General features: G+C 71.8%; 19 protein-coding genes. 13 read left to right on the top strand and 6 right to left on the bottom strand.

Going from position 1 to position 20,789, the window contains the following annotated elements; genetic code table 11:
- The first annotated feature begins 16 nt into the window (after nt 1-16).
- A complete protein-coding gene (locus tag FZ046_RS22180; protein ID WP_070355726.1) occupies nt 17-736 on the top strand; it encodes a lysophospholipid acyltransferase family protein in 720 nt (239 codons plus the stop codon).
- Between the two features lie 26 nt (nt 737-762).
- On the opposite strand, the gene FZ046_RS22175 is transcribed toward FZ046_RS22180, so the two are convergent.
- Complete coding sequence (locus FZ046_RS22175; protein ID WP_070355725.1) at nt 763-2,103, bottom strand: glycosyltransferase 87 family protein; 1,341 nt, start codon at nt 2,101-2,103, stop codon at nt 763-765.
- Nucleotides 2,104-2,187: 84 nt separating this feature from the next.
- Between FZ046_RS22175 and FZ046_RS22170 the strand changes: the two genes are divergently transcribed.
- The 3 genes from FZ046_RS22170 to FZ046_RS22160 are packed head-to-tail and all read left to right on the top strand — an operon-like array spanning nt 2,188 to nt 5,005.
- Nucleotides 2,188-3,054 carry a hypothetical protein gene (locus tag FZ046_RS22170; RefSeq protein WP_149484318.1) on the top strand — a complete coding sequence of 289 codons (867 nt, stop codon included), beginning with the start codon at nt 2,188-2,190 and terminating at the stop codon, nt 3,052-3,054.
- Nucleotides 3,055-3,564 (top strand): polyadenylate-specific 3'-exoribonuclease AS, encoded by a 510-nt coding sequence (locus FZ046_RS22165; RefSeq protein ID WP_070355723.1) that lies wholly within the window; start codon nt 3,055-3,057, stop codon nt 3,562-3,564.
- A gap of 52 nt (nt 3,565-3,616) precedes the next feature.
- Complete coding sequence (locus tag FZ046_RS22160) at nt 3,617-5,005, top strand: class II 3-deoxy-7-phosphoheptulonate synthase (protein WP_070355722.1); 1,389 nt, start codon at nt 3,617-3,619, stop codon at nt 5,003-5,005.
- Nucleotides 5,006-5,028: 23 nt separating this feature from the next.
- Here the strand turns inward: FZ046_RS22160 and FZ046_RS22155 are convergent, their stop codons facing one another.
- Nucleotides 5,029-6,216, bottom strand: a complete 1,188-nt coding sequence (locus FZ046_RS22155; RefSeq protein ID WP_070355721.1) for a protein kinase domain-containing protein — start codon at nt 6,214-6,216, stop codon at nt 5,029-5,031.
- Nucleotides 6,217-6,239: 23 nt separating this feature from the next.
- Here FZ046_RS22155 and FZ046_RS22150 point away from each other — a divergent pair, with 23 nt between their 5' ends.
- Nucleotides 6,240-6,644 (top strand): Rv2175c family DNA-binding protein, encoded by a 405-nt coding sequence (locus FZ046_RS22150; protein ID WP_070355720.1) that lies wholly within the window; start codon nt 6,240-6,242, stop codon nt 6,642-6,644.
- On the opposite strand, the gene FZ046_RS22145 is transcribed toward FZ046_RS22150, so the two are convergent.
- Genes FZ046_RS22145 through FZ046_RS22130 form a run of 4 tightly spaced genes read right to left on the bottom strand, consistent with a single transcriptional unit; the run spans nt 6,641 to nt 10,665 of the window.
- Nucleotides 6,641-8,164, bottom strand: coding sequence for an alpha-(1->6)-mannopyranosyltransferase A (locus FZ046_RS22145; protein ID WP_070355719.1), 1,524 nt, complete (start codon nt 8,162-8,164; stop codon nt 6,641-6,643). The genes FZ046_RS22150 and FZ046_RS22145 overlap by 4 nt on opposite strands.
- 19 nt (nt 8,165-8,183) lie before the next feature.
- Nucleotides 8,184-9,287 (bottom strand): bifunctional (2E,6E)-farnesyl/geranyl diphosphate synthase, encoded by a 1,104-nt coding sequence (gene idsA2, locus FZ046_RS22140; protein WP_070355718.1) that lies wholly within the window; start codon nt 9,285-9,287, stop codon nt 8,184-8,186.
- A 2-nt stretch (nt 9,288-9,289) separates the two neighbouring features.
- Nucleotides 9,290-10,024: an LppM family (lipo)protein gene (locus FZ046_RS22135; RefSeq protein ID WP_407664427.1), complete on the bottom strand. Its 735-nt coding sequence runs from the start codon at nt 10,022-10,024 to the stop codon at nt 9,290-9,292.
- A gap of 50 nt (nt 10,025-10,074) precedes the next feature.
- Nucleotides 10,075-10,665 (bottom strand): GNAT family N-acetyltransferase, encoded by a 591-nt coding sequence (locus FZ046_RS22130; protein ID WP_070355717.1) that lies wholly within the window; start codon nt 10,663-10,665, stop codon nt 10,075-10,077.
- A gap of 247 nt (nt 10,666-10,912) precedes the next feature.
- Here FZ046_RS22130 and FZ046_RS22125 point away from each other — a divergent pair, with 247 nt between their 5' ends.
- The 8 genes from FZ046_RS22125 (at nt 10,913) to mraY (ending at nt 20,524) form a co-directional block, all read left to right on the top strand.
- Nucleotides 10,913-11,320 (top strand): SCO2097 family morphological protein, encoded by a 408-nt coding sequence (locus FZ046_RS22125; protein WP_070355716.1) that lies wholly within the window; start codon nt 10,913-10,915, stop codon nt 11,318-11,320.
- 383 nt (nt 11,321-11,703) lie between these two features.
- On the top strand, nt 11,704-12,135 hold the full coding sequence (gene mraZ, locus FZ046_RS22120; RefSeq protein ID WP_070355715.1) for a division/cell wall cluster transcriptional repressor MraZ: 432 nt from the start codon (nt 11,704-11,706) through the stop codon (nt 12,133-12,135).
- The gene (rsmH, locus tag FZ046_RS22115; protein WP_099046070.1) at nt 12,110-13,306 is read left to right on the top strand and encodes a 16S rRNA (cytosine(1402)-N(4))-methyltransferase RsmH; all 1,197 of its coding nucleotides are present in this window, start codon (nt 12,110-12,112) and stop codon (nt 13,304-13,306) included. Before mraZ ends, rsmH begins: the two co-directional genes overlap by 26 nt.
- Nucleotides 13,307-13,326: 20 nt before the next feature.
- Nucleotides 13,327-14,382, top strand: coding sequence for a cell division protein FtsL (locus FZ046_RS22110; RefSeq protein WP_149484317.1), 1,056 nt, complete (start codon nt 13,327-13,329; stop codon nt 14,380-14,382).
- Nucleotides 14,379-16,289, top strand: coding sequence for a peptidoglycan D,D-transpeptidase FtsI family protein (locus tag FZ046_RS22105; protein WP_149484316.1), 1,911 nt, complete (start codon nt 14,379-14,381; stop codon nt 16,287-16,289). Before FZ046_RS22110 ends, FZ046_RS22105 begins: the two co-directional genes overlap by 4 nt.
- Before the next feature lie 52 nt (nt 16,290-16,341).
- Nucleotides 16,342-17,862 carry a UDP-N-acetylmuramoyl-L-alanyl-D-glutamate--2,6-diaminopimelate ligase gene (locus tag FZ046_RS22100; RefSeq protein ID WP_070356304.1) on the top strand — a complete coding sequence of 507 codons (1,521 nt, stop codon included), beginning with the start codon at nt 16,342-16,344 and terminating at the stop codon, nt 17,860-17,862.
- On the top strand, nt 17,859-19,448 hold the full coding sequence (locus FZ046_RS22095) for a UDP-N-acetylmuramoyl-tripeptide--D-alanyl-D-alanine ligase (protein WP_070356303.1): 1,590 nt from the start codon (nt 17,859-17,861) through the stop codon (nt 19,446-19,448). The genes FZ046_RS22100 and FZ046_RS22095 overlap by 4 nt, the downstream gene beginning before the upstream one ends.
- Nucleotides 19,445-20,524: a phospho-N-acetylmuramoyl-pentapeptide-transferase gene (gene mraY, locus FZ046_RS22090; protein ID WP_070356302.1), complete on the top strand. Its 1,080-nt coding sequence runs from the start codon at nt 19,445-19,447 to the stop codon at nt 20,522-20,524. The genes FZ046_RS22095 and mraY overlap by 4 nt, the downstream gene beginning before the upstream one ends.
- Nucleotides 20,525-20,789: the final 265 nt, after the last annotated feature.

Genomic DNA, 20,789 nt, shown 5'->3' with positions numbered 1-20,789 from the left:
CACCGCGGGAGGTCCTATGTGGTATTGGCTGTTCAAGTACGTCTTCATGGGACCGTTGCTGTCGCTGCTCGGCCGTCCCAAAGTGCAAGGGCTCGAACACGTTCCGGACAACGGTGCGGTGATCCTCGCCAGCAACCACCTGGCGGTCGCCGACAGCTTCTACCTGCCGCTGGTGGTCAAGCGGCGCATCACGTTCCTGGCCAAGAGCGAGTACTTCACCGGCACCGGGCTCAAGGGCTGGTTCCAGCGCTGGTTCTACACAGTGGCCGGGCAGGTGCCGATCGACCGCACCGACGCCGATTCCGCGCAGGCCGCGCTGCACACCGCCGAACGCATCCTGAGCCAGGGCAAGCTGCTCGGCATGTATCCCGAGGGCACCCGCAGCCCCGACGGCCGGCTGTACAAGGGCAAGACCGGGCTGGCCCGGCTGGCGCTGAAGACCGGTGTCCCGGTGATCCCGGTCGCCATGGTCGGCACCGACGTCGTCAACCCGCCGGGCAGCAAGATGTGGCGCTTCGGCCGCGTCGAGGTGCGCTTCGGCAAGCCGATGGACTTCTCCCGCTTTGAGGGCCTGGAGGGCAACCGCTTCATCGAGCGCGCCGTCATCGACGAGATCGTCTACGAGCTGATGCAGCTCTCGGGCCAGGAGTACGTCGACCTGTACGCCGCCGACGTGAAGAACGCCGAGGAGTCCGGACAGCCCGCCCGGCGCATCCCGGCCGCGGCGGCCGGCTGACGGCCCGAATCAGTTGGACGTCCGCTTCAGTTGGAGGCGGTGACCGGCGAGGTCCCCGCAGCGGTGCGGTCGCTCCCCGGGCCCGCTGCCGCGCGCCGCGCGAGACGGGCGCCGACGGCTCCCGCGACGACGATGACCGCGAGCGCCCACCACGGGTAGGACCCGCCCGCCAGCTGACGCCACAGCGGTGCGGCGGTCTCCTCGTGCGGCACCATCAGCGTGATCGGCGTCCAGACCATCAGGCCGAGCCCGACGGCGCCGACGACGCCGAGGGCCGCGTCGCGGTAGCGGTAGGCGAGCACGACGATGACCAGCAGGGTCGGCAGTACCCACACCCAGTGGTGCGACCAGGACACCGGTGAGACCACGAGGCCGAACATGGCCACGCAGATCAGCGCGAGCACGGGGGCCTCGTCGCACGGCGGCAGGCCGGCGGCGCGGTCGCCGCGCAGGACGCGGTGCGCGGCCCACGCCGTCACCGCGAGCACCGCGAAGCACGCGGCGACCCACAGGCCGAAGCGCAGGTCGTCGCCGATGCCGAGGCGGGCGAGCGTGCCGGCGATGTTCTGGTTGGTGTTGAGCGTGGCCGTGCCGATCCGGTCGGTGTCGTGCACCGTGTGCGTCCAGTACTGGAACGAGTCACGCCAGGCCAGGGCGAACCCGACGAGCGTCGCGCCGATCGTCGATGCGGCGGTCACGACGATCGCGCGGACGTCGCGGCGCAGCAGCAGGTAGAGGACGAACACCGCGGGGGTCAGCTTGAGCGCGACGCCGATGCCGAGCAGCAGGCCGCGCGGCCACGGGGTGCGACGCGGGACCAGGTCGGCGATCACCAGCGTCATCAGCACGACGTTGATCTGGCCAAACTCGAAGTTGGCGCGGATCGGCTCGAGGTGCACCACGGCCGGCGCGACGATCGCCGCGGCGAGCCAGGCCCGCCGCTGCCACGCCGGGGCGCCCACGGCGCTGGGGCCGTCCCACAGCCGCAGCCGGGTCAGCACGATCCACGTCGAGACGACCAGCAGCACCAACGTCACGGACGTGATCAGCGCGCTCGCCACGGGCAGCGGCAGCCACGCGAACGGCGCGAACACGACGGCCGCCAACGGCGGGTAGGTGAACGGCAGGTCGAGGCCCGCGAGGGTGTGGAAGATGGTGCCGTCGCTGTAGAGCGGGTGGCCGTCCAGCCACGCGCGGCCGCCCATCCGGTACACGTCGATGTCGATCCGGTACGGGGTGTGGCCCAGGAGCCGCCAGCCGGCCCAGACCACCGCGACGACGGTGATCAGCTGGAACGACCGCCACGCGGCGACGGGCCACCACCTCGGCCACCCCTTGGCCCCGCCGGGCGTCCGCCGCTTCATCATGACCCGGACAGCGTATCGGTGGGTCCCGGCGCGTCGGGGAGCAACCACCGCGGGACGCCCGCCGGTGCGCGTAAGTTCTCGACCGTGCACGTCTCGATCCAGTGGGATTTCGTGTCGCGCGATCGTCTGCCGCTGCTCTGCTGTCTGGTGGCCTTCATCCTGACGTTCTTCGTGACGCGCACCATCGTGCGCTACATCCGCAGCCACGCCGGCAGCGACGCCCCGCGCAAGTGGTGGCAGCCCCGCAACATCTCCGTCGGCGGCGGCGGACTTCACCTGCACCACGTCGTCATCGGCATCGTGCTGGTGATGGTCTCCGGAGTCACCATGGTGACCTTGGCGGTGAACGGCGGCGTCGCCGAGTTCACCGCCGCGGCCATCCTGTTCGGCATCGGGGCGGCGCTGGTCCTCGACGAGTTCGCGCTGATCCTGCACCTGCAGGACGTCTACTGGGCCGAGGACGGCCGCACGTCGGTGGACGCGGTGTTCGCCGCGGTCGCGGTGGCGGGGCTGCTAGTCCTCGGCTTCAACCCGCTGTCGTTCTTCGACGTCGGCATCTGGCGCGACGATCACTCGGTCGAGGCGCGGGTCAGCGTCGTGGTGATCGCCGTGCTGACGCTCGGCCTGGCGGTGATCGTGCTGCTGAAGGGCAAGGTGTGGACGGGCCTGATCGGCATGTTCATCACGCCGCTGCTGTTCGTCGGGGCGCTGCGCCTGTCCCGGCCGCACGCGCCGTGGGCGCGGTGGCGCTACACGTCGCGGCCGCGCAAGATGCACACGGCGCTCGAGCGGGAACGCCGGTTACGCCGGCCCGTCGTGCAGGCCAAGCTGTGGCTGCAGCACGTCGTCGCCGGCGAGCCGCAGTTTCCCGACGACGCGAAGGTGGACCAGGAATTGGACCGCGAGATCCACGCCGCGCCCGCCCCGAGCGCGAGCCAGGGAGCGGCCTGAGTGCGGTTCTTCTACGACACGGAGTTCATCGACAACGGCCGCACCATCGAGTTGATCTCCATCGGGGTGGCCGCCGAGGACGGCCGCGAGTACTACGCCATCTCCACCGAGTTCGACCCGGACCGGGCCGGCGCCTGGGTGCGCAAGAACGTGCTGCCGAAGCTGCCGTCGCCGTCGTCGAAGCTGTGGCGGTCGCGCCGCCAGATCCGCACCGACCTCGAGGACTTCTTCGACGTCGACGGTGACGAGCCGATCGAGCTGTGGGCGTGGGTGGGCGCCTACGACCACGTGGTGCTGTGCCAGCTGTGGGGTCCGATGACCGACCTGCCGCCGGCGATCCCGCGGTTCACCCGGGAGCTGCGCCAGTTCTGGGAGGACCGCGGATCGCCGCGCATGCCCCCGCGCCCGCGCGACGCCCACGACGCGCTGGTCGACGCCAAGCACAACCTGCGGCGCTACCGCCTCATGACGGCGCACGACGACGACGGCGCGTGGGCCGCACGCTCCTGAGCTGCGGTGATGGCTGGTCGGATCGGCCTGCGACGACCGTTACCATGGATGGGTGAACTGGACCGTCGACGTACCCATCGATCAGCTGCCGGATCTGCCGCCGCTGCCCGGTGACCTGCGGCAGCGGCTCGACGCTGCGCTCGCCCGACCCGCGCTGCAGCAGCCCAGCTGGGACGCCGGCCAGGCGAAGGCCATGCGGACGGTGCTCGAGAGCGTGCCGCCGGTCACGGTGCCGTCGGAGGTCGAGAAGCTGAAGACCCAGCTCGCCGCCGTCGCACGCGGCGAGGCGTTCCTGCTGCAGGGCGGGGACTGTGCCGAGACGTTCGTCGACAACACCGAACCGCACATCCGGGCCAACATCCGCACGCTGCTGCAGATGGCCGTCGTCCTCACCTACGGCGCCAGCACGCCGGTGGTGAAGGTGGCCCGCATCGCCGGCCAGTACGCCAAGCCGCGCTCGAGCGACGTCGACGCGCTGGGCCTGACGTCCTACCGCGGCGACATGGTCAACGGGTTCGCTCCCGACGCGTCGGTCCGCCAGCACGATGCGTCGCGCCTGGTGCGTGCCTACGCCAACGCCAGTGCGGCCATGAACCTGGTGCGGGCGTTGACGTCGTCGGGCATGGCGTCGCTGCAGAAGGTGCACGACTGGAACCGCGAATTCGTCCGCACCTCGCCCGCCGGGGCGCGCTACGAGGCGCTGGCGGGGGAGATCGACCGCGGGTTGCGCTTCATGAGCGCCTGCGGCGTCGACGACCGCAACCTGCAGACCGCCGAGATCTTCGCCAGCCACGAGGCGCTGGTGATGGATTACGAGCGGGCGATGCTGCGGATGGATGCCGAGGCCGTGGGCGGCCCGAAGCTCTACGACCTCTCCGCGCACTACCTCTGGATCGGGGAGCGCACCCGTCAGCTCGACGGCGCGCACGTCGCGTTCGCGGAGGTGATCAGCAACCCCATCGGCGTCAAGATCGGGCCGACGACGTCGCCCGAACTGGCCGTCGAGTACGTCGAGCGGCTGGACCCGAACAACGAGCCCGGCCGCCTCACCCTGGTCAGCCGGATGGGCAACCACAAGGTGCGCGACGTGCTGCCGCCGATCATCGAGAAGGTGCAGGCCTCCGGCCACCAGGTGATCTGGCAGTGCGACCCCATGCACGGCAACACCCACGAGTCCTCGACCGGGTACAAGACGCGCCACTTCGACCGCATCGTCGACGAGGTGCAGGGCTTCTTCGAGGTGCACCACGGGCTCGGCACGCACCCCGGCGGCATCCACGTCGAGATCACCGGGGAGAACGTCACCGAGTGTCTCGGTGGCGCACAGGACATCTCGGACACCGACCTGGCCGGCCGGTACGAGACGGCCTGCGATCCGCGGCTCAACACCCAGCAGTCGCTCGAGTTGGCCTTCCTCGTCGCGGAGATGCTGCGCGGTTGAGGATGCGCGGGTAGACCGTGCGGCTAGAGCAGTCCGGACAGGTTGCTGCCCAGCGTCCATGCCCCGGCGGCCACGGCCGCGGTCAGGGTGAGGATTGCGATCACCCAGAACAGCACCGTGCGCCGGCTGCGCTGCCGTGCCCACTCGAACTCGTCGATCTCGATGCCGGCGAATCGCGTTGAGCGATTGCTGGTCTCGGGTGGGCGGCCCAGTGCGCGGGTGTGCCGCAGCGGCGGCGGTTCGGTGTGCTGGACCGGGTGCACGTCGGCCGGGTGCACGTCGGGCGGGCGCACGTGGTGCTGCACCGTCGCGGCGGCGTGCTGCGCGGAGTGCCGCGGCGCGGGCACCCGGAAGGGCGGCAGGCCGAGTTCGGCGACGGCGTCGGCCAATTCGTCGCCCATCTCCTGAGCATCGGCGAACCGGCCGGCAGGGTCGCGGGCCGTCGCCCAGGCCACCAGGTCGTCGAAACGCCGTGGGACACCGGCGATCGCGGCGCTCGGCGGTGGCACGTCGGCGTCCATCCGCTGATACGCCACCGACAGCGGGTTGTCCCCAGTGAAGGGCGTGTCACCGGTCAGCAGCTCGTAGGTCAGGATCCCCGCGGCGTAGACGTCGCTGCGCGGGCCCGCGTCACCGGTGCCCACCTGCTCCGGTGACAGGTAGGCGGCCGTGCCCAGGATGACGCTGGTGGAGGTGATCTTCGCCTCGGCGACGGCCCGCACCAACCCGAAGTCGGCGAGCTTCACCTCCCCGTCGTCGGAGATCAGCACGTTCTCGGGCTTGACGTCGCGGTGCACCAGCCCCGCCCGGTGCGCGGCCGCCAGGCCACCCAGTACCGGTGCCAGCACGGCCGCGGCGGCGTGCGGCGGCATCGGGCCGCGTTCGCGCAGCAGCTCGCGCAGCGTCCCGCCCTCGATGAGCTCCATCACCAGGAAGGGGTGCGGTCCGTCGACGCCCTGGTCGTAGACCGCCACCAGGCCAGGGTCCTTCAGCCGCGCCACCGCGCGCGCCTCGCGCTGGAACCGGGTCAGGAACTGCTGATCCCCGGAGTAGCGGGAGTCCATCACCTTCAGCGCCACCGGGCGGTCGAGACGGACGTCGAGACCGCGGTACACCGTGGACATGCCGCCGGTCGCGATCGGCACGTCGACGCGGTAGCGCCCGTCCAGAACGGCGCCGACGAGCGGGTCCGATCGCTGGCTGGTCTCCACGCACGCATCTTAGACTCGCAGTCGTGAGTTCCATTCCGGCCGCAGACGACGTCCTGGACCCCGACGAGGCCGTGTACCAGCTGTCCGACGTGGCGAAGCTGCTACGCATCCCGGTGTCGAAGGTGCTGCAGCACCTCAAGGAGAAGCATCTCGTCGCCGTCCGGCGCCGCGGTGACATCGTGGTGCCCCAGATCTTCTTCGACGACGACGGCCACGTCATCAAGCCGCTGCCCGGGTTGCTGGTCGTGCTGCACGACGGCGGGTACCGCGAGACCGAGATCGTGCGGTGGCTGTTCACGCCCGACGAGTCGCTGTCGATCACGCGCGACGGTGGCGCCGAACCGCAGCGCAACGCCCGGCCCATCGACGCCCTGCACAGCCACCAGGCGCGCGAGGTGCTGCGGCGCGCGCAGGCGATGGCGTACTAGACCGGCGTCGCGGACCCGGCGGGCTCGGTCGCACGCCCCCGGGCCAACCACCACCAGGCGCCCACCGCGCACGCGGTGGCCAGCAGCACGTGGATCCAGGAGTACATCCCGTGGCTGCCATCGGGTTTGAAGATCACCATGATCCACGTCGAGAACCCGGCGATCACGGCGATCGCCGGGCGGCTCTGCGCGAGCGCCGACAGGATGGCCAGCGGCCAGGTGTAGTACCACGGCAGTGCGGCGGGCACGAACAGCACGACCACCAGCATGGCGAGCGCGATGCCGGTCATCGCCTCGCGGTCGTCGTGCCGGAACCGCCACCACAGCAGCGGAAGCGCCACGGCGATGATGCCGATGCCGACGATCCGCGTCACCTCCAGCACCGCGTAGAAGTTCACCGGCAGCAACAGGCCGCCCACGGCATTGACCAGGTTCGCCACCGCCGTCGGCACGGTCAGCCAGTTGATGATCTTCACCGACCCCGCCAGCGCGGTGAGCCAGCCCAGGCCGACGCCCGCGAGCAGTGACACGACGGCGAACACCGCGACGAAGATCGCGGCGGAGGCGGCCGTCGCGAGCGCGAACGCCCGCACGTGACCCATCGGCCGCCGGGCGCGCATGCGGTGCATCCACATCCACACCATGAACGGCAGGGCGATGCCCGCGGTCGCCTTGACGGCCACGGCCAGCGCGATCAGCGAGACACCCCAGGCCGGGCGGTCGCCGAGTGTCAGCGCGATCGCGGCCATCATCAGCCCGACCATGAGCATCTCGTTGTGCACGCCGCCCATGAGATGGATGATCACCAGCGGGTTGAGCACGCAGATCCACAGCGCCACCGCGCCGTTCGCGCCCAGCGTGCGCGCCACGCGGGGGGCGGCCCAGATCAACAGGATCAGGCCGGGCAGCATGCACAACCGCAGCAGCATCGTGCCGGCGACGACGTCCTCGCCGACGATCAGCGTGACGAACTTGGCGATCAGGATGAACGCCGGACCGTAGGGCGCCGTGGTCGTCGTCCAGATCGGACTGACGTTGTCCAGCAGCGAATTCACGTTCTCGACCGGCCCGACCACGTAGGGGTCGAACCCGTCGCGCAGCAGCGCGCCCTGCGCCAGGTAGGAGTACGTGTCCCTGCTGAACACGGGCGCGCTGAGCAGCAGCGGCGCCAGCCAGAATCCGGTGGTCGCGACCATCGTGTATTCGGTTGCGCTGCGGTCGATCACGCGCCGGCCGAGGAACAGCCAGGCGAACAGCATCAGCGCGACGCCGCCCCAGAGCAGGATCGACGACACCACCAGCCCGTGGCCGAAGCGCAGCCAGGACAGGTGCAGCGACTCCAGCAGCGGGTCGTGCAGTCGCGTGCTGCCGGCGCCCAGTCCGCCGAGGCTTATCAGGCAGGCGCCGAGGAAGCCGAGCAACGCCGGGCGGGCCTCGGGGGAGCGGGCGAACGCCGTCAGCCGTGACAGGCCGGCGGTGCGACCGGGTTCGGGGTGGTGTGCGGTGGCCGGGGTCGTCATGATCGTCAGGCGGACCGCGTCAGGCGGACCGGTTCGAGGCCAATCTGGCGAGTTCGGCCAGACCGACCTTGGCGTGCCCGTCGATCGGGGCCGCCTCGAGCACCTCGAGACCGCGGTCGGTGAGTTCGGCGATGCGGGTCTCGACCGCGGCGAGCGCACCGACCGACTCGATGGCGGCGCACAGTTCGGCGACCCGCTCGTCGGTGAGGTCGGTGCCGATCGACGTGCGGATCAGCTTCGCCGCGGCGGCGTCGGTCTCGTCGGCACGCTCGAGGGTCTCGGCCAGCAGTACCGTCCGCTTGCCCGAGCGCAGGTCGTCGCCGGCGGGCTTGCCGGTGACCACGGGGTCGCCGAACACGCCGAGCACGTCGTCGCGCAACTGGAACGCGACGCCGAGATCGGTGCCCAGCTCGTGGAACACCGCCTGCACGTCCGGCCGGTCGGCGGCGGCCGCCGCGCCGAACTGCAACGGACGCGACACGGTGTAGGACGCGGTCTTGAACGTGTTGACGTTGAGGGCGGACGCGACGGTCTCGGCGCGGCTCGCCTCGGCCGCGATGTCGAGGTACTGCCCGCCGAGCACCTCGGTGCGGATGTCCGACCAGACCCGCTGCACGCGGCGGTAGGCGGCGTCGGACAGCCCGGCGGTGGCGACGACGTCGTCGGCCCACACCAGGGACAGGTCGCCGAGGAGGATGGCCGCGGAGATGCCGTACTGATCGGACGAGCCGTGCCAGTCGCGGGTGCGGTGCACGTCGGCGAAGTGGCGGTGCACGGTGGGCAGCCCGCGGCGGGTGGCCGAGGCGTCGATGACGTCGTCGTGCACCAGCGCGCACGCGTGCAGCAACTCGAGCGCCGAGACCAGCCGCAGCACGTCCGCGGGCAGGACATCGGCCGCCGTGCCATCGCCGACGTCGGCGACGGCGCGCCAGCCCCAGTACGCGAAGGCGGGCCGCAGCCGCTTGCCGCCGCGCAGGACGAATTCCTCGAGGCTCGCGGTCAGCTCGGCGTAGTGGTCGCCGATGTAGCTTGCCGCCGTGCGCCGTTCGCGCAGGTAGGCGCGCAATTCCTCGGTGACGGCCGCCACCAGTTCGACGGGCGACGGTGCCGCGGTCGCATCCACGCTCAGCGGACGCCCCTTTCTCCCGGTTCGTACGGATCGCCCGGCACGGGGCTGCGGTCGCGGCTCAGCCAGGCGAGCGTGCCGATGATGCCGGCGACGACGAAGGAGCCCAGCGACAGCCAGATCGCCGCGCCGGTGAAGGACCGTGCGCTCGGATCGGTGTAGCGGGCCTGGGCGTTCATCGTGCTCACCACCCCGGGCCGCAGTTTCCATTCGACGATGTCGGACGACACCTGGTCGCCGTTGGTGGACGTGACCTCGCCGGGGAACGAGACCGACAGCGAGACGTCGGCGTCCGGATCGCTCAGCGACGTCAGGTCCGCGCGTCCCTCGAGGATCACCAGGTCGCCCGCGCGGCGGAGGTTCACGTCGACGCCGGCGGCGTCGCGGTTCATCCCGGCGAGCTGAGGCAGCTCGGCGAACGTCAGGTCGGAGAACACCGCCTGGGAGCCCACGTAGTCGTCGCGCTCGTAGGACGACACCGACACCTTGTTGCTGAACGGCAGTGTATTGAGCAGCTGAGGGCCCTTGTCGTCCGCGTCACGCGGCTTGGCGGCGGCGATGATCTGACCGGACACGCGGTCGTCGGGGGAGACGGTGATCGACGCGCGCACCCGCACGCAGCCCGCGGCCGCCGGGACGATCACCAGCAGTAGCAGCAACGCGACCAGTCGTCGGCTGCGGCGGTGCGGTGACCGGTGGGAGAGGCGTGGCGCGGGGCCGGAACGCACGAGCACCCGGTCATCGTGCCAGACCGGCACGGGCTCCGACGGTCGATGTGGGGCTCTCACAGCGGCAGCGGACGGCCGAGGATCGCGAAGGGACGGGGGTCGCCGGCGAAGTGGTAACCCCGGATGACGTCGCCGAAGCCGAGCCGGCGGTAGAGCCGCCAGGCGCGGTTGTCCTCGCCGTTGATCTCCGGCGTGGACAGCAGGACGTGGCTCTCGGGCCGCCCGGCCAGCAGCCGGCGGGCCAGGGCCTCGCCGAGCCCGTGTCCCTGCGCGTCGGGGTGGATGTGCAGTTCGGTGAGTTCGAAGTAGCTGCCCATCAGCTCGGCGATGCGCTCGGCGTCGGTACCGCCGCGCTGCAACCCGGCGACCACCTGCTGCTGCCACCACTGGTCGGGGGCGCCGCAGTAGCCGTACGCGACGCCGAGGATGGGCGCCGACGCGAGGTCGTCCGTGGTGGGCGTCGCCGACTCCGCGGCGACCGCCGCGACGGCCTTCCATCCGTGCCTGCGGGTGTGCTCGAGCCACATCGACGCGCGCTGCTCCTCGGTGCCCTTGGGGTAGCGCATGGCCGCGACGTAGACGGTGAGCGCATCGCCGAGGCGCCGCTGCATGTCGACCGGTGAGAGGTCGATCAGAAACGTCGCCAACGTCGCATGCCCTTCGCGCGGTCCGAGGAAATCGACTCCATTATCGGGTCGGCGATCCGGTGCACCGTCGCCGGGCGACGTGGCGCCTCGGCGCGTCGCCGACGAGCCGTACAATCGAGGACGAACAAGGTGGTAAGGGTCAGATCGACCTCGTATCATCTGTGTTGGATGCCCGTCACCGCGGGCATACCCGATGTTGACGAACTGGCGGACGATCGACGCGGCCGCGGCAAGCTGGGAGGCACGGATGCCACTCTCCGATCATGAGCAGCGCATGCTCGACCAGATCGAGAGCGCTCTCTACGCCGAGGATCCCAAGTTCGCCTCGAGTGTGCGAGGCGGAACTCTTCGGGCCCCCTCGGCGCGGCGCCGGTTGCAGGGCGGTGTGCTATTCCTCGTCGGGCTGGCGTTGCTCGTCGCCGGCATCGCACTGAAGGCCACGTGGATCGGGAGCCTGCCCATCCTCTCGGTGGTCGGCTTCATCGTGATGTTCGGTGGCGTGGTGTTCGCCATCACCGGCCCGCGGGTCGCCGGCGGTCGGGACAAGTCCGCACCGGAGACCGGTCCGGCTCGCTCCCGCAAGGCGAAGGGTTCTGGCGGCGGCTCGTTCACCAGCCGCATGGAGGACCGCTTCCGTCGTCGCTTCGACGAATAGCGGCTCCACACCCTGCCGATCTCCGGCACCTGAACACTCGACCGAAGGGGTAGCTCCGCACCGGAGCTACCCCTTCGTCGTGTGCGCACCCGCTGACGCGCCGGTGCGACACGCCGATAGCACGGTGGGTGTGGTTGCCGGGCCGTCTCGTCCCCCCGCGTGCCCCACGGCGCCCCACCACGCCGCTTCGCACCGCTGACCTGCGCGTTCGGCCGCGGTTGCGGCATCTTCGATGACCCCTGCGCGCCGCCGATCGGCGTTACGGGGGTCGTGGTGGGGCGTCGAGGGGCTGCGGACCCTGTTTGTGGTCCGGAGTGGGGGATTGTGGGGTAAAGTGGCGGACATCGGAGCGACCGGGGCTCCGGGTGGTGGGAGGTGGCGGGATGTTTCTCGGCACCTACACGCCAAAGCTCGACGACAAGGGGCGGCTCACGCTGCCCGCCAAGTTCCGCGACGCACTGGCAGGGGGGTTGATGGTCACCAAGAGTCAGGACCACAGCCTCGCCGTCTACCCGCGTGCGGAGTTCGAGGCGCTGGCCGCACGGCTGACGCAGGCCTCGCGCAGCAACCCCGAGGCCCGCGCCTACCTCCGCAATCTCGCCGCCGCGACCGACGAGCAGCATCCGGATGCCCAGGGCCGGATCACGCTCACGGCCGACCACCGGCGGTACGCCAACCTGACGAAGGAGTGCGTGGTCACCGGCTCGATCACGTACCTGGAGATCTGGGACGCACAGGCCTGGCAGGAGTACCAGGCCGCCCACGAAGAGAACTTCTCCGCGGCCAACGATGAAACTCTGCGCGACTTCATCTGACCGGGAGGTCGCACCGAAGAACATCGCCGTCCCGTGGCCTCTGTCCGAACCGACCCTGACGTACTTCCCCGACGCCAGGTTCGCCGTCTCGGACAGAGACCACGGGACGGGGATGGTCCGGAGGGCCCGCACCCTCACGACACGGACGCAGACGACACGGATCGAGCGGAGGGCGACGATGTCGGATCCCGACGCCAGCCACGACGCACCCGCCGCGCCGCACGTCCCGGTCCTGCTCGACCGCTGCGTCGAGCTGCTCACCCCGGCACTCACCCGCCACGGCGCCGACGGAGCAGGCGCCGTGCTCGTCGACGCCACGCTCGGAGCGGGCGGACACACCGAGCGCTTCCTCACCGACCTGCCCGCTCTGCGGGTCGTCGCCCTCGACCGCGACCCCACCGCGCTGGACCTCGCCGGTGCGCGGCTCGCCGGATTCGGTGACCGGGTCCGCTTCGTCCGCACCACCTACGACGGCTACTGGTCCGACCGCCCCGAGCCGACCGTCGACGGCGTCCTGTTCGACCTCGGCGTGTCGTCGATGCAGCTGGACCGGGCCGAGCGCGGGTTCTCCTACGCCCAGGACGCGCCGCTGGACATGCGGATGGACCCCGATGCGCCGCTCACCGCCGCCGAGGTGGTGAACACCTGGTCCGAGAAGGACATCGCCCGGGCGCTGCGCGAGTTCGGCGACGAGCGCTTCGCCTCGCGCATCGCCGCCGAGATCGGCCGGCGCCGTGCGCGAAACCCGTTGCGCACCACCGGTGAACTCGTCGACGTGCTCTACGCCGCGATCCCGGCGGCCACCCGTCGCACCGGCGGCCACCCGGCGAAGCGGACCTTCCAGGCCCTGCGCACCGTCGTCAACGCCGAGCTGGACTCGCTGCGCGCTGCACTGCCCGCGGCGCTCGACGCGCTCGCCCCGGGCGGCCGGATCGTCGTCCTGGCCTACCAGTCCCTCGAGGACAAGATCGTCAAGTCGGTGTTCGCGGACGCCACCGCGTCGCGCACCCCCGCGGGCCTGCCCGTGGAACTGCCCGGCCACGAGGCCCCGTTCGTCGCGCTGGTGCGTGGTGCCGAGAAGGCCTCCGACGCCGAGATCGACGTCAATCCCCGCAGCGCATCGGTTCGGCTGCGCGCCCTGGAGAAGGTCGACGGAAGGGAAGTGTCCTAGTGGCCAAGCGGAGAGAACCGGTGCGCACCCGCAAGTCCGCCGAACCGGCCGGGCCGGGCCAGCGTCGCGACGCGGCACGGCGCAGGTCCAGCGGACGCGACTCGGCCGCGGCGCGGCGCGCCGCAGAGGCGCCCATCCGGGGACGCCGGCCGGTCCGCGAGCGGCCGCAGCGTCCGACCTCGTCCGGGCCGCAGACCAGCCCGATCCCGCGGCCGACCGAGGGCCCCAGCCGGCCGAAGAACGCGGCGCAGGCCAAGGCGCGGGCGAAGGCCCGCAAGGCCAAGGCGCCGAAGGTCGTCCGTCCGCCACTGCGGGAACGGATCCTCGTCCGGCTCGCCGCCATCGAACTCAACCCCCGCCAGCTCGTCACCCGCGTCCCCTTCGTGGTGCTGGTGATCGGCGCGCTCGGCATCGGCCTCGGCGTCACGCTGTGGCTGTCCACCGACGCCGCGCAGCGGTCCTACCAGCTGGGCCACGCCCGCGAGACGAACCAGGCCCTGCTGCAGCAGAAGGAGGCGCTGGAGCGCGACGTCCTCGAGGCCCAGGCCGCACCGGCCCTGGCCGAATCGGCCCGCCAGCTCGGCATGATCCCGTCGCGCGACACCGCGCACCTGGTGCAGGACCCCAACGGCGTCTGGACGGTCGTCGGCACGCCCAAGCCCGCCGAGGGCGTGCCACCCCCGCCGCTCAACGCGCCGCTGCCCGATCCCGCACCGCCCGCGCCGCCGGCCCGCCCGGCGCCCCAGGTGACCGACCCGCGTGAACAGGTCGTCCGTGTGCCCGCTCGGGTCGCGCCGCAGCGCAACCCCGAGGTTCCGGTGCCCGGCGCCGTGCTCGCCGCGCCCGTCGCGCCGCTGCCCGGCGCACAGGTACCCGCCGCCCCGGCTGCGGTGCCGCCCGGTGCGCCGCTCGCCGAGACCCCCGCCCCCGCCGGCGTCCCGGATGCGGCGATGCCCGCGGCGCCGCTCGGCGCGGACGCCCAGCACCTGCCGACCCCCGAGGTGCCGGCGCTGCCCGGCCCGCCGGTGGCCGCCGAGCCCGCCGTCGCGCCGGTCGCACCCGGGGCGCCGGCATGAGGTGGCAGGGGGGCCGCGCCGCGCAGCCGACCACCCGCAAGCGTGCCGACCAGCCGCACTCGGCGCGGGCGCGCCGCGTCCGCAAGGCCGCGCCGGACGGCGTGAGCCGCGGATCGTCGTTCGCCTTCCGGCACCGCGCCGGCAACGCCGTCATCGCCCTGCTGCTGGTGGTGGCCGCCGCGCAGCTGTTCACCCTGCAGGGCCCGCGCGCCGAAGGGCTGCGCGCCGAGGCGGCCGGTCAGCTCAAGGTGACCGACGTCGACAAGGCCGTGCGCGGCAGCATCGTCGACCGCAACGACGACAAGCTCGCCTTCACCATCGAGGCGCGGGCGCTGACGTTCCAGCCCGTCAAGATTCAAAAGCAGTTGGCCGACGCCAAGGCCGCCAAGCCGTCCGCCCCGGAGCCCGCGAAGCGTCTCGCCGAGATCGCCAAGGGCGTCTCCGGGCTGCTGAACAACAAGCCGGACGCGCCGACGCTGCTCAAGAAGCTCTCGGGCAAGGACTCCTTCACCTACCTGGCCCGCGCGGTCGACCCGACGATCGCCGACGCGATCATCACGAAGTACCCCGAGGTGGGTGCCGAGCGCCAAGACATCCGCCAGTACCCGGGTGGCGCGCTGGCCGCCAACATCGTCGGCGGCATCGACTGGGACGGTCACGGACTGCTCGGCCTAGAAGACGCGCTGGACGCCAAGCTCTCCGGCAGCGACGGGTCGGTCACCTACGACCGCGGCTCCGACGGGGTGGTGATCCCGGGGAGCTACCGCAACCGCCACGACGCGGTCGACGGCGCCACCGTGCAGCTCACCATCGACGACGACATCCAGTTCTACGTGCAGCAGCAGGTGCAGCAGGCGAAGAACCTGTCGGGCGCCAAGAACGTCTCGGCCGTCGTGCTCGACGCGAAGACCGGCGAGGTGCTCGCCATGAGCAACGACAACACCTTCGATCCCAGCCAGGACATCGGCCGCCAGGAGGATCGCGAGCTGGGGAACCTGTCGGTCACCTCGCCGTTCGAGCCGGGCTCGGTGAACAAGATCATCACCGCGGCGTCTGCGATCGAGTTCGGGCTGACCAACCCCGACGAGACGCTGCAGGTGCCGGGGTCGATCGACATGGGCGGCGTCACCGTCCGCGACGCGTGGAGCCACGGCGTGGAGCCGTACACCACCACCGGCGTCTTCGGGAAGTCGTCCAACGTCGGCACGCTGATGCTGGCGCAGCGCATCGGACCGGAACGCTGGAACGACATGGCGACGAAGTTCGGCCTCGGGCAGCGGACCGGCGTCGGCCTGCCGGGCGAGAGTTCCGGCCTGGTGCCGCCGATCGATCAGTGGTCGGGCAGCTCGTTCGCGAACCTGCCGATCGGGCAGGGCCTGTCGATGACGCTGCTGCAGATGACCGGCATGTACCAGGCCATCGCCAACGACGGCGTGCGGGTGCCGCCGCGCATCATCCGCTCGGTGATCGCCGACGACGGCACCCGCGAGGACCAGCCGCGGCCCGAGGGCGTGCGCGTCGTCTCCGCCGATACCGCCCGGACGGTGCGGAACATGCTGCGCGCCACCATTCAACGCGACCCGATGGGCGTCCAGCAGGGCACCGGCTGGCAGGCCGGGGTCGAGGGCTACCAGATCGCCGGCAAGACCGGTACGGCGCAGCAGATCAACCCGGCGTGCGGGTGCTACTACGACAACGTCTACTGGATCACCTTCGCCGGCATGGTGCCGTCGAACGATCCCCGCTACGTCGTCGGCGTGATGATGGACAACCCGCAGCGGACGGCCGACGGCCAGCCCGGCACCACGTCGGCGCCGCTGTTCCACAACATCGCGTCCTGGCTGCTGCAGCGGGAGAACGTGCCGCTGTCCCCGGACCCCGGACCGCCGCTGGTGCTGCGCAGTTGAGCCGAGCGCGGCCGTCGGGGTCGCCGGTTGACCCCGGTACTGTGTCAGGGCCATGAAGTTGCGTCCCTCGCACCCGGCGGGTGCCGACCTCGCGCACCTGGCAGCACTCTCCGGTGCCGACGCCGATCCCACGCACGGTGGGCTCCGCGTCACCGGCGTCACGCTGCGCGGCCAGGACGCCCAGCCCGGCGATCTCTTCGCCGCGCTGCCCGGGGCGACGTCGCACGGCGCCCGCTACGCCGCCGAGGCCGTCGACCGCGGCGCGGTGTCCATCCTCACCGACCCGGACGGGGCGGCTCAGCTCGTCGATCCCGCCGTGCCGCTGCTGGTGCATCCGGACCCGCGGTCGGTGCTCGGTGACGTGTCCGCGACGGTGTACGGCCGGCCGTCGGACCGGCTGCGCGTCATCGGCGTCACCGGGACCTCCGGCAAGACCACCACGACGTATCTGGTGGAGGCCGGCCTGCGCGCCGCCGGACGGGTCGCCGGCCTGGTGGGCACGGTCGGCGTCCGCATCGACGGCCGGCCCGAGCCCAGCGCGCTCACCACGCCCGAGGCGCCCGACCTGCAGGCGCTGCTCGCCGCCATGGCCGAACGCGGCGTCGACACCGTGGTCATGGAGGTGTCCAGCCACGCACTGACGCTCGGCCGGGTCGACGCGGTCCACTTCGCCGTCGGCGGCTTCACCAACCTCTCCCGCGACCACCTCGACTTCCACCCGACCATGGCCGACTACCTGAACGCCAAGGCCCGGCTGTTCGACCCGGCCTTCGCCACGCACGCCGACGTCTCGGTGGTGTGCGTCGACGACGAGGCCGGCCGCACCATCGCCGGGCGCGCGCACGCCCCGGTGACCGTCGCCGTCGACGGGGCCGGTGACTGGCGCGCCGTCGACGTGACGTCCACCGCCAGCGGCGGCCAGCGGTTCGTCGCCATCGACCCGACCGGCGGGCGCTACGAGCTGGCCGTGGCGTTGCCCGGCAGGTTCAACGTCACCAACGCGCTGCTCGCCGCGGCGCTGCTGGCCCAGGTCGGCGTCACGCCGGACGAGGCCGCACCCGGTCTGCGCACCGCCACCGTTCCGGGCCGGTTGGAGCCGGTCGACCGGGGACAGGACTTCCTCGCCGTCGTCGACTACGCGCACAAGCCGGGCGCGCTGGCCGCCGTGCTGGAGACCCTGCGGGCACAGGCGCGCGGTCGCATCGCGGTCGTCTTCGGCGCCGGCGGAAACCGCGACGCCGGCAAGCGGGAACCGATGGGTCGCGTCGCCGCCGAGCTGGCCGACCTGGTGGTGGTCACCGACGACAATCCGCGCGACGAGGACCCGGCGCTGATCCGTGCCGCGATCACCGACGCCGCGCGGGCGACGGCCTCGGCGGACACCGAGGTCACCGAGATCGGCGACCGCGCCGCGGCGATCGCGCACGCCGTGACGTGGGCACGTACCGGCGACGTCGTCCTGGTGGCCGGCAAGGGCCACGAGTCCGGCCAGACCGCCCGCGGCCACACCCGTCCGTTCGACGACCGCGACGAACTCGCCCGAGCCCTCGACGCGCTGGGAGCCGCCAAGTGATCGACCTCAGTCTCGCCCGGATCGCCGACATCGTCGGCGGCCGGCTCTCCGACGTCTCGCGCGAGGACGCCGAACGCCTCCACGTCACCGGCACCGTGGAGTTCGACTCGCGCGCCGTCGGCCCCGGTGGCCTGTTCCTGGCGCTGCCCGGAGCCCGGTCCGACGGGCACGACTTCGCGGCGGCCGCCGTGGAGGCCGGCGCGGTGGCGGTGCTGGCCGCCCGCCCCGTCGGCGTCCCGGCCGTCGTGGTGCCGCCGGTCGCTACGGTGGCCGACCCCGGAGCGGGCGTGCTCGAGCACGACGGCGACGGATCCGGGGCGGCCGTCCTGGCGGCACTGGCCGCACTCGCCGCCGCCGTCGCCGCCGAACTCGTCGCGGGCGGCCTGGTGATCGTCGGGGTCACCGGATCGTCGGGCAAGACCTCGACCAAGGACCTGCTCGCCGCGGTCCTCGAACCGCTCGGCGAGGTGGTCGCGCCGCCCGGCTCGTTCAACAACGAACTCGGCCACCCGTGGACGGTGTTGCGGGCGACCGTCGACACCGACTACCTCATTCTCGAGATGTCGGCGCGGCACCCGGGCAACATCGCCGCGCTGGCTGCGATCGCGCCGCCCTCGATCGGCGTGGTGCTCAACGTCGGCACCGCCCACCTCGGCGAGTTCGGTTCGCGTGAAGCCATCGCCGCCACGAAATCCGAACTGCCGCAAGCGGTTCCGTCCTCGGGCGTGGTCGTGCTCAACGGCGACGACGCCGCGGTGGCCGCCATGGCCGACGTCACGGCCGCGCGGGTGGTGCGGGTGTCGCGCACCCCGGGCGCCGACTGGGCCGACGCGTGGGCCGACGACGTCACCCTCGACGACCTCGCGCGACCGCGGTTCACGCTGCACACCCGGACCGCCGAGGTGCCGGTGCGGCTCGCCGTGCACGGCGACCACCAGGTGTCCAACGCGCTGTGCGCGGCCGCCGTGGCGCTCGAGTGCGGCGCCAGCCCCGAGATAGTCGCGACGGCGCTGGCCACCGCGGGCCCGGTGTCGCAGCGCCGCATGCAGGTGAGCACCCGGTCCGACGGCGTCACCGTCGTCAACGACGCCTACAACGCCAACCCCGACTCGATGCGTGCCGGGCTCAAGGCCCTGGCGTGGATGGCGGGCCGCGGTGCGGGCGACGCGGAACGTCGCCGTAGCTGGGCCGTGCTGGGCGAGATGGCCGAACTCGGTGACGACGCGATCGGTGAGCATGACAGCATCGGTCGACTGGCGGTGCGCTTAGATGTGTCTCGACTCGTCGTCGTGGGAACCGGGAGGTCGATGAGCGCCATGCATCACGGGGCCGTCATGGAGGGATCGTGGGGCAGTGAGTCCACGATGGTCGCCGACGCGGACGCCGCGCTGGAGCTGCTCCGGGCGGAACTGGCGCCGGGCGACGTGGTGCTGGTGAAGGCGTCGAACTCGGCGGGGCTGGGCCCGCTCGCCGACGCGCTGGCGGCTGATACCGGCGGGCAGGAGCGCAGCGACTCGGGGATCGATACCGGCGGGCAGGAGCGCAGCGACTCGGGGATCGATATCGGCGGGACCGAGCCGGCGTGAGACAGATCCTCATCGCCGTCGGCATCGCGCTGGCGGTCTCCATCCTGCTGACGCCGGCACTGATCCGGTTGTTCACCCGGCAGGGCTTCGGCCACGAGATCCGCGAGGACGGCCCACCCAGCCACCACAAGAAGCGCGGCACCCCGTCGATGGGTGGCGTCGCGATCCTCGCCGGCATGTGGGCCGGCTACCTGGGCACGCACCTGGTCGGGCTGGCGCTCGACGGCCGCGGCCCCTCGGCGTCGGGTCTGCTGGTGCTGGGGCTGGCCACCGCGCTCGGGGCCGTGGGATTCATCGACGACCTGATCAAGATCCGCCGGTCGCGCAACCTCGGGCTGAACAAGACGGCGAAGACCGTCGGCCAGCTGGTCGCCGCGGTGCTGTTCGGCGTGCTGGCGCTGCAATTCCGCAACGCCGACGGCCTGACGCCCGGCAGCCCGGAACTGTCCTACGTCCGCGAGATCGCGACGGTGACGTTCGCCCCCGCGCTGTTCGTGCTGTTCGTCGTCGTCCTGGTGAGCGCCTGGTCCAACGCGGTGAACCTCACCGACGGCCTCGACGGGCTGGCGGCCGGTGCGATGGCGATGGTCACCGCGGCCTACGTGATCATCACGTTCTGGCAGTTCCGCAACGCGTGCGCCACCAGCCCGGGACTCGGCTGCTACAACGTGCGCGACCCGCTGGACCTGGCGCTCGTCGCCGCAGCGACCGCCGGCGCGTGCATCGGTTTCCTGTGGTGGAACGCCGCACCCGCGAAGATCTTCATGGGCGACACGGGTTCGCTGGCACTGGGCGGCATCATCGCCGGCCTGTCGGTGACCAGCCGCACCGAGACGCTGGCGATCGTGCTCGGTGCGCTGTTCGTCGCCGAGGTCACCTCGGTGGTCGTGCAGATCATGGCCTTCCGCACCACGGGCCGCCGGGTGTTCCGGATGGCGCCGTTCCATCACCACTTCGAGCTGGTCGGCTGGGCCGAGACCACCGTGATCATCCGGTTCTGGCTGCTGACCGCCATCGCGTGCGGGTTGGGCGTCGCGCTGTTCTACAGCGAATGGCTCACCGCCGTCGGCGGCTGACCCGCACACGACCCTCGGCGGCTCCTCGGGCGGCTCCTGGGGTGGCTTCCTCGGGCGGCGCTGACGGATTCGCGACACGCGCCCGATGTCCGGCGCATCCGGTGCGCGGCGGGGGAGGATTCTGGGGTGCTTGGGACGCCTGAGGTTGATGAGACAGATGTGACTCGTCGGTCGACGGCCGCCGGACGGCGCCCGTGAGGGCGCCCGCGATCCGCCTCCCGTGGCGCCGTCGGGCACCCGAGGGTGCCTCAGAGGCCGCCAACGG

The sequence above is a fragment of the Mycolicibacterium grossiae genome (assembly GCF_008329645.1).
Lineage (GTDB): Bacteria > Actinomycetota > Actinomycetes > Mycobacteriales > Mycobacteriaceae > Mycobacterium > Mycobacterium grossiae.
Note: the sequence above shows the minus strand (reverse complement) of the source record. Positions and strands in the feature narration are given on the sequence as shown.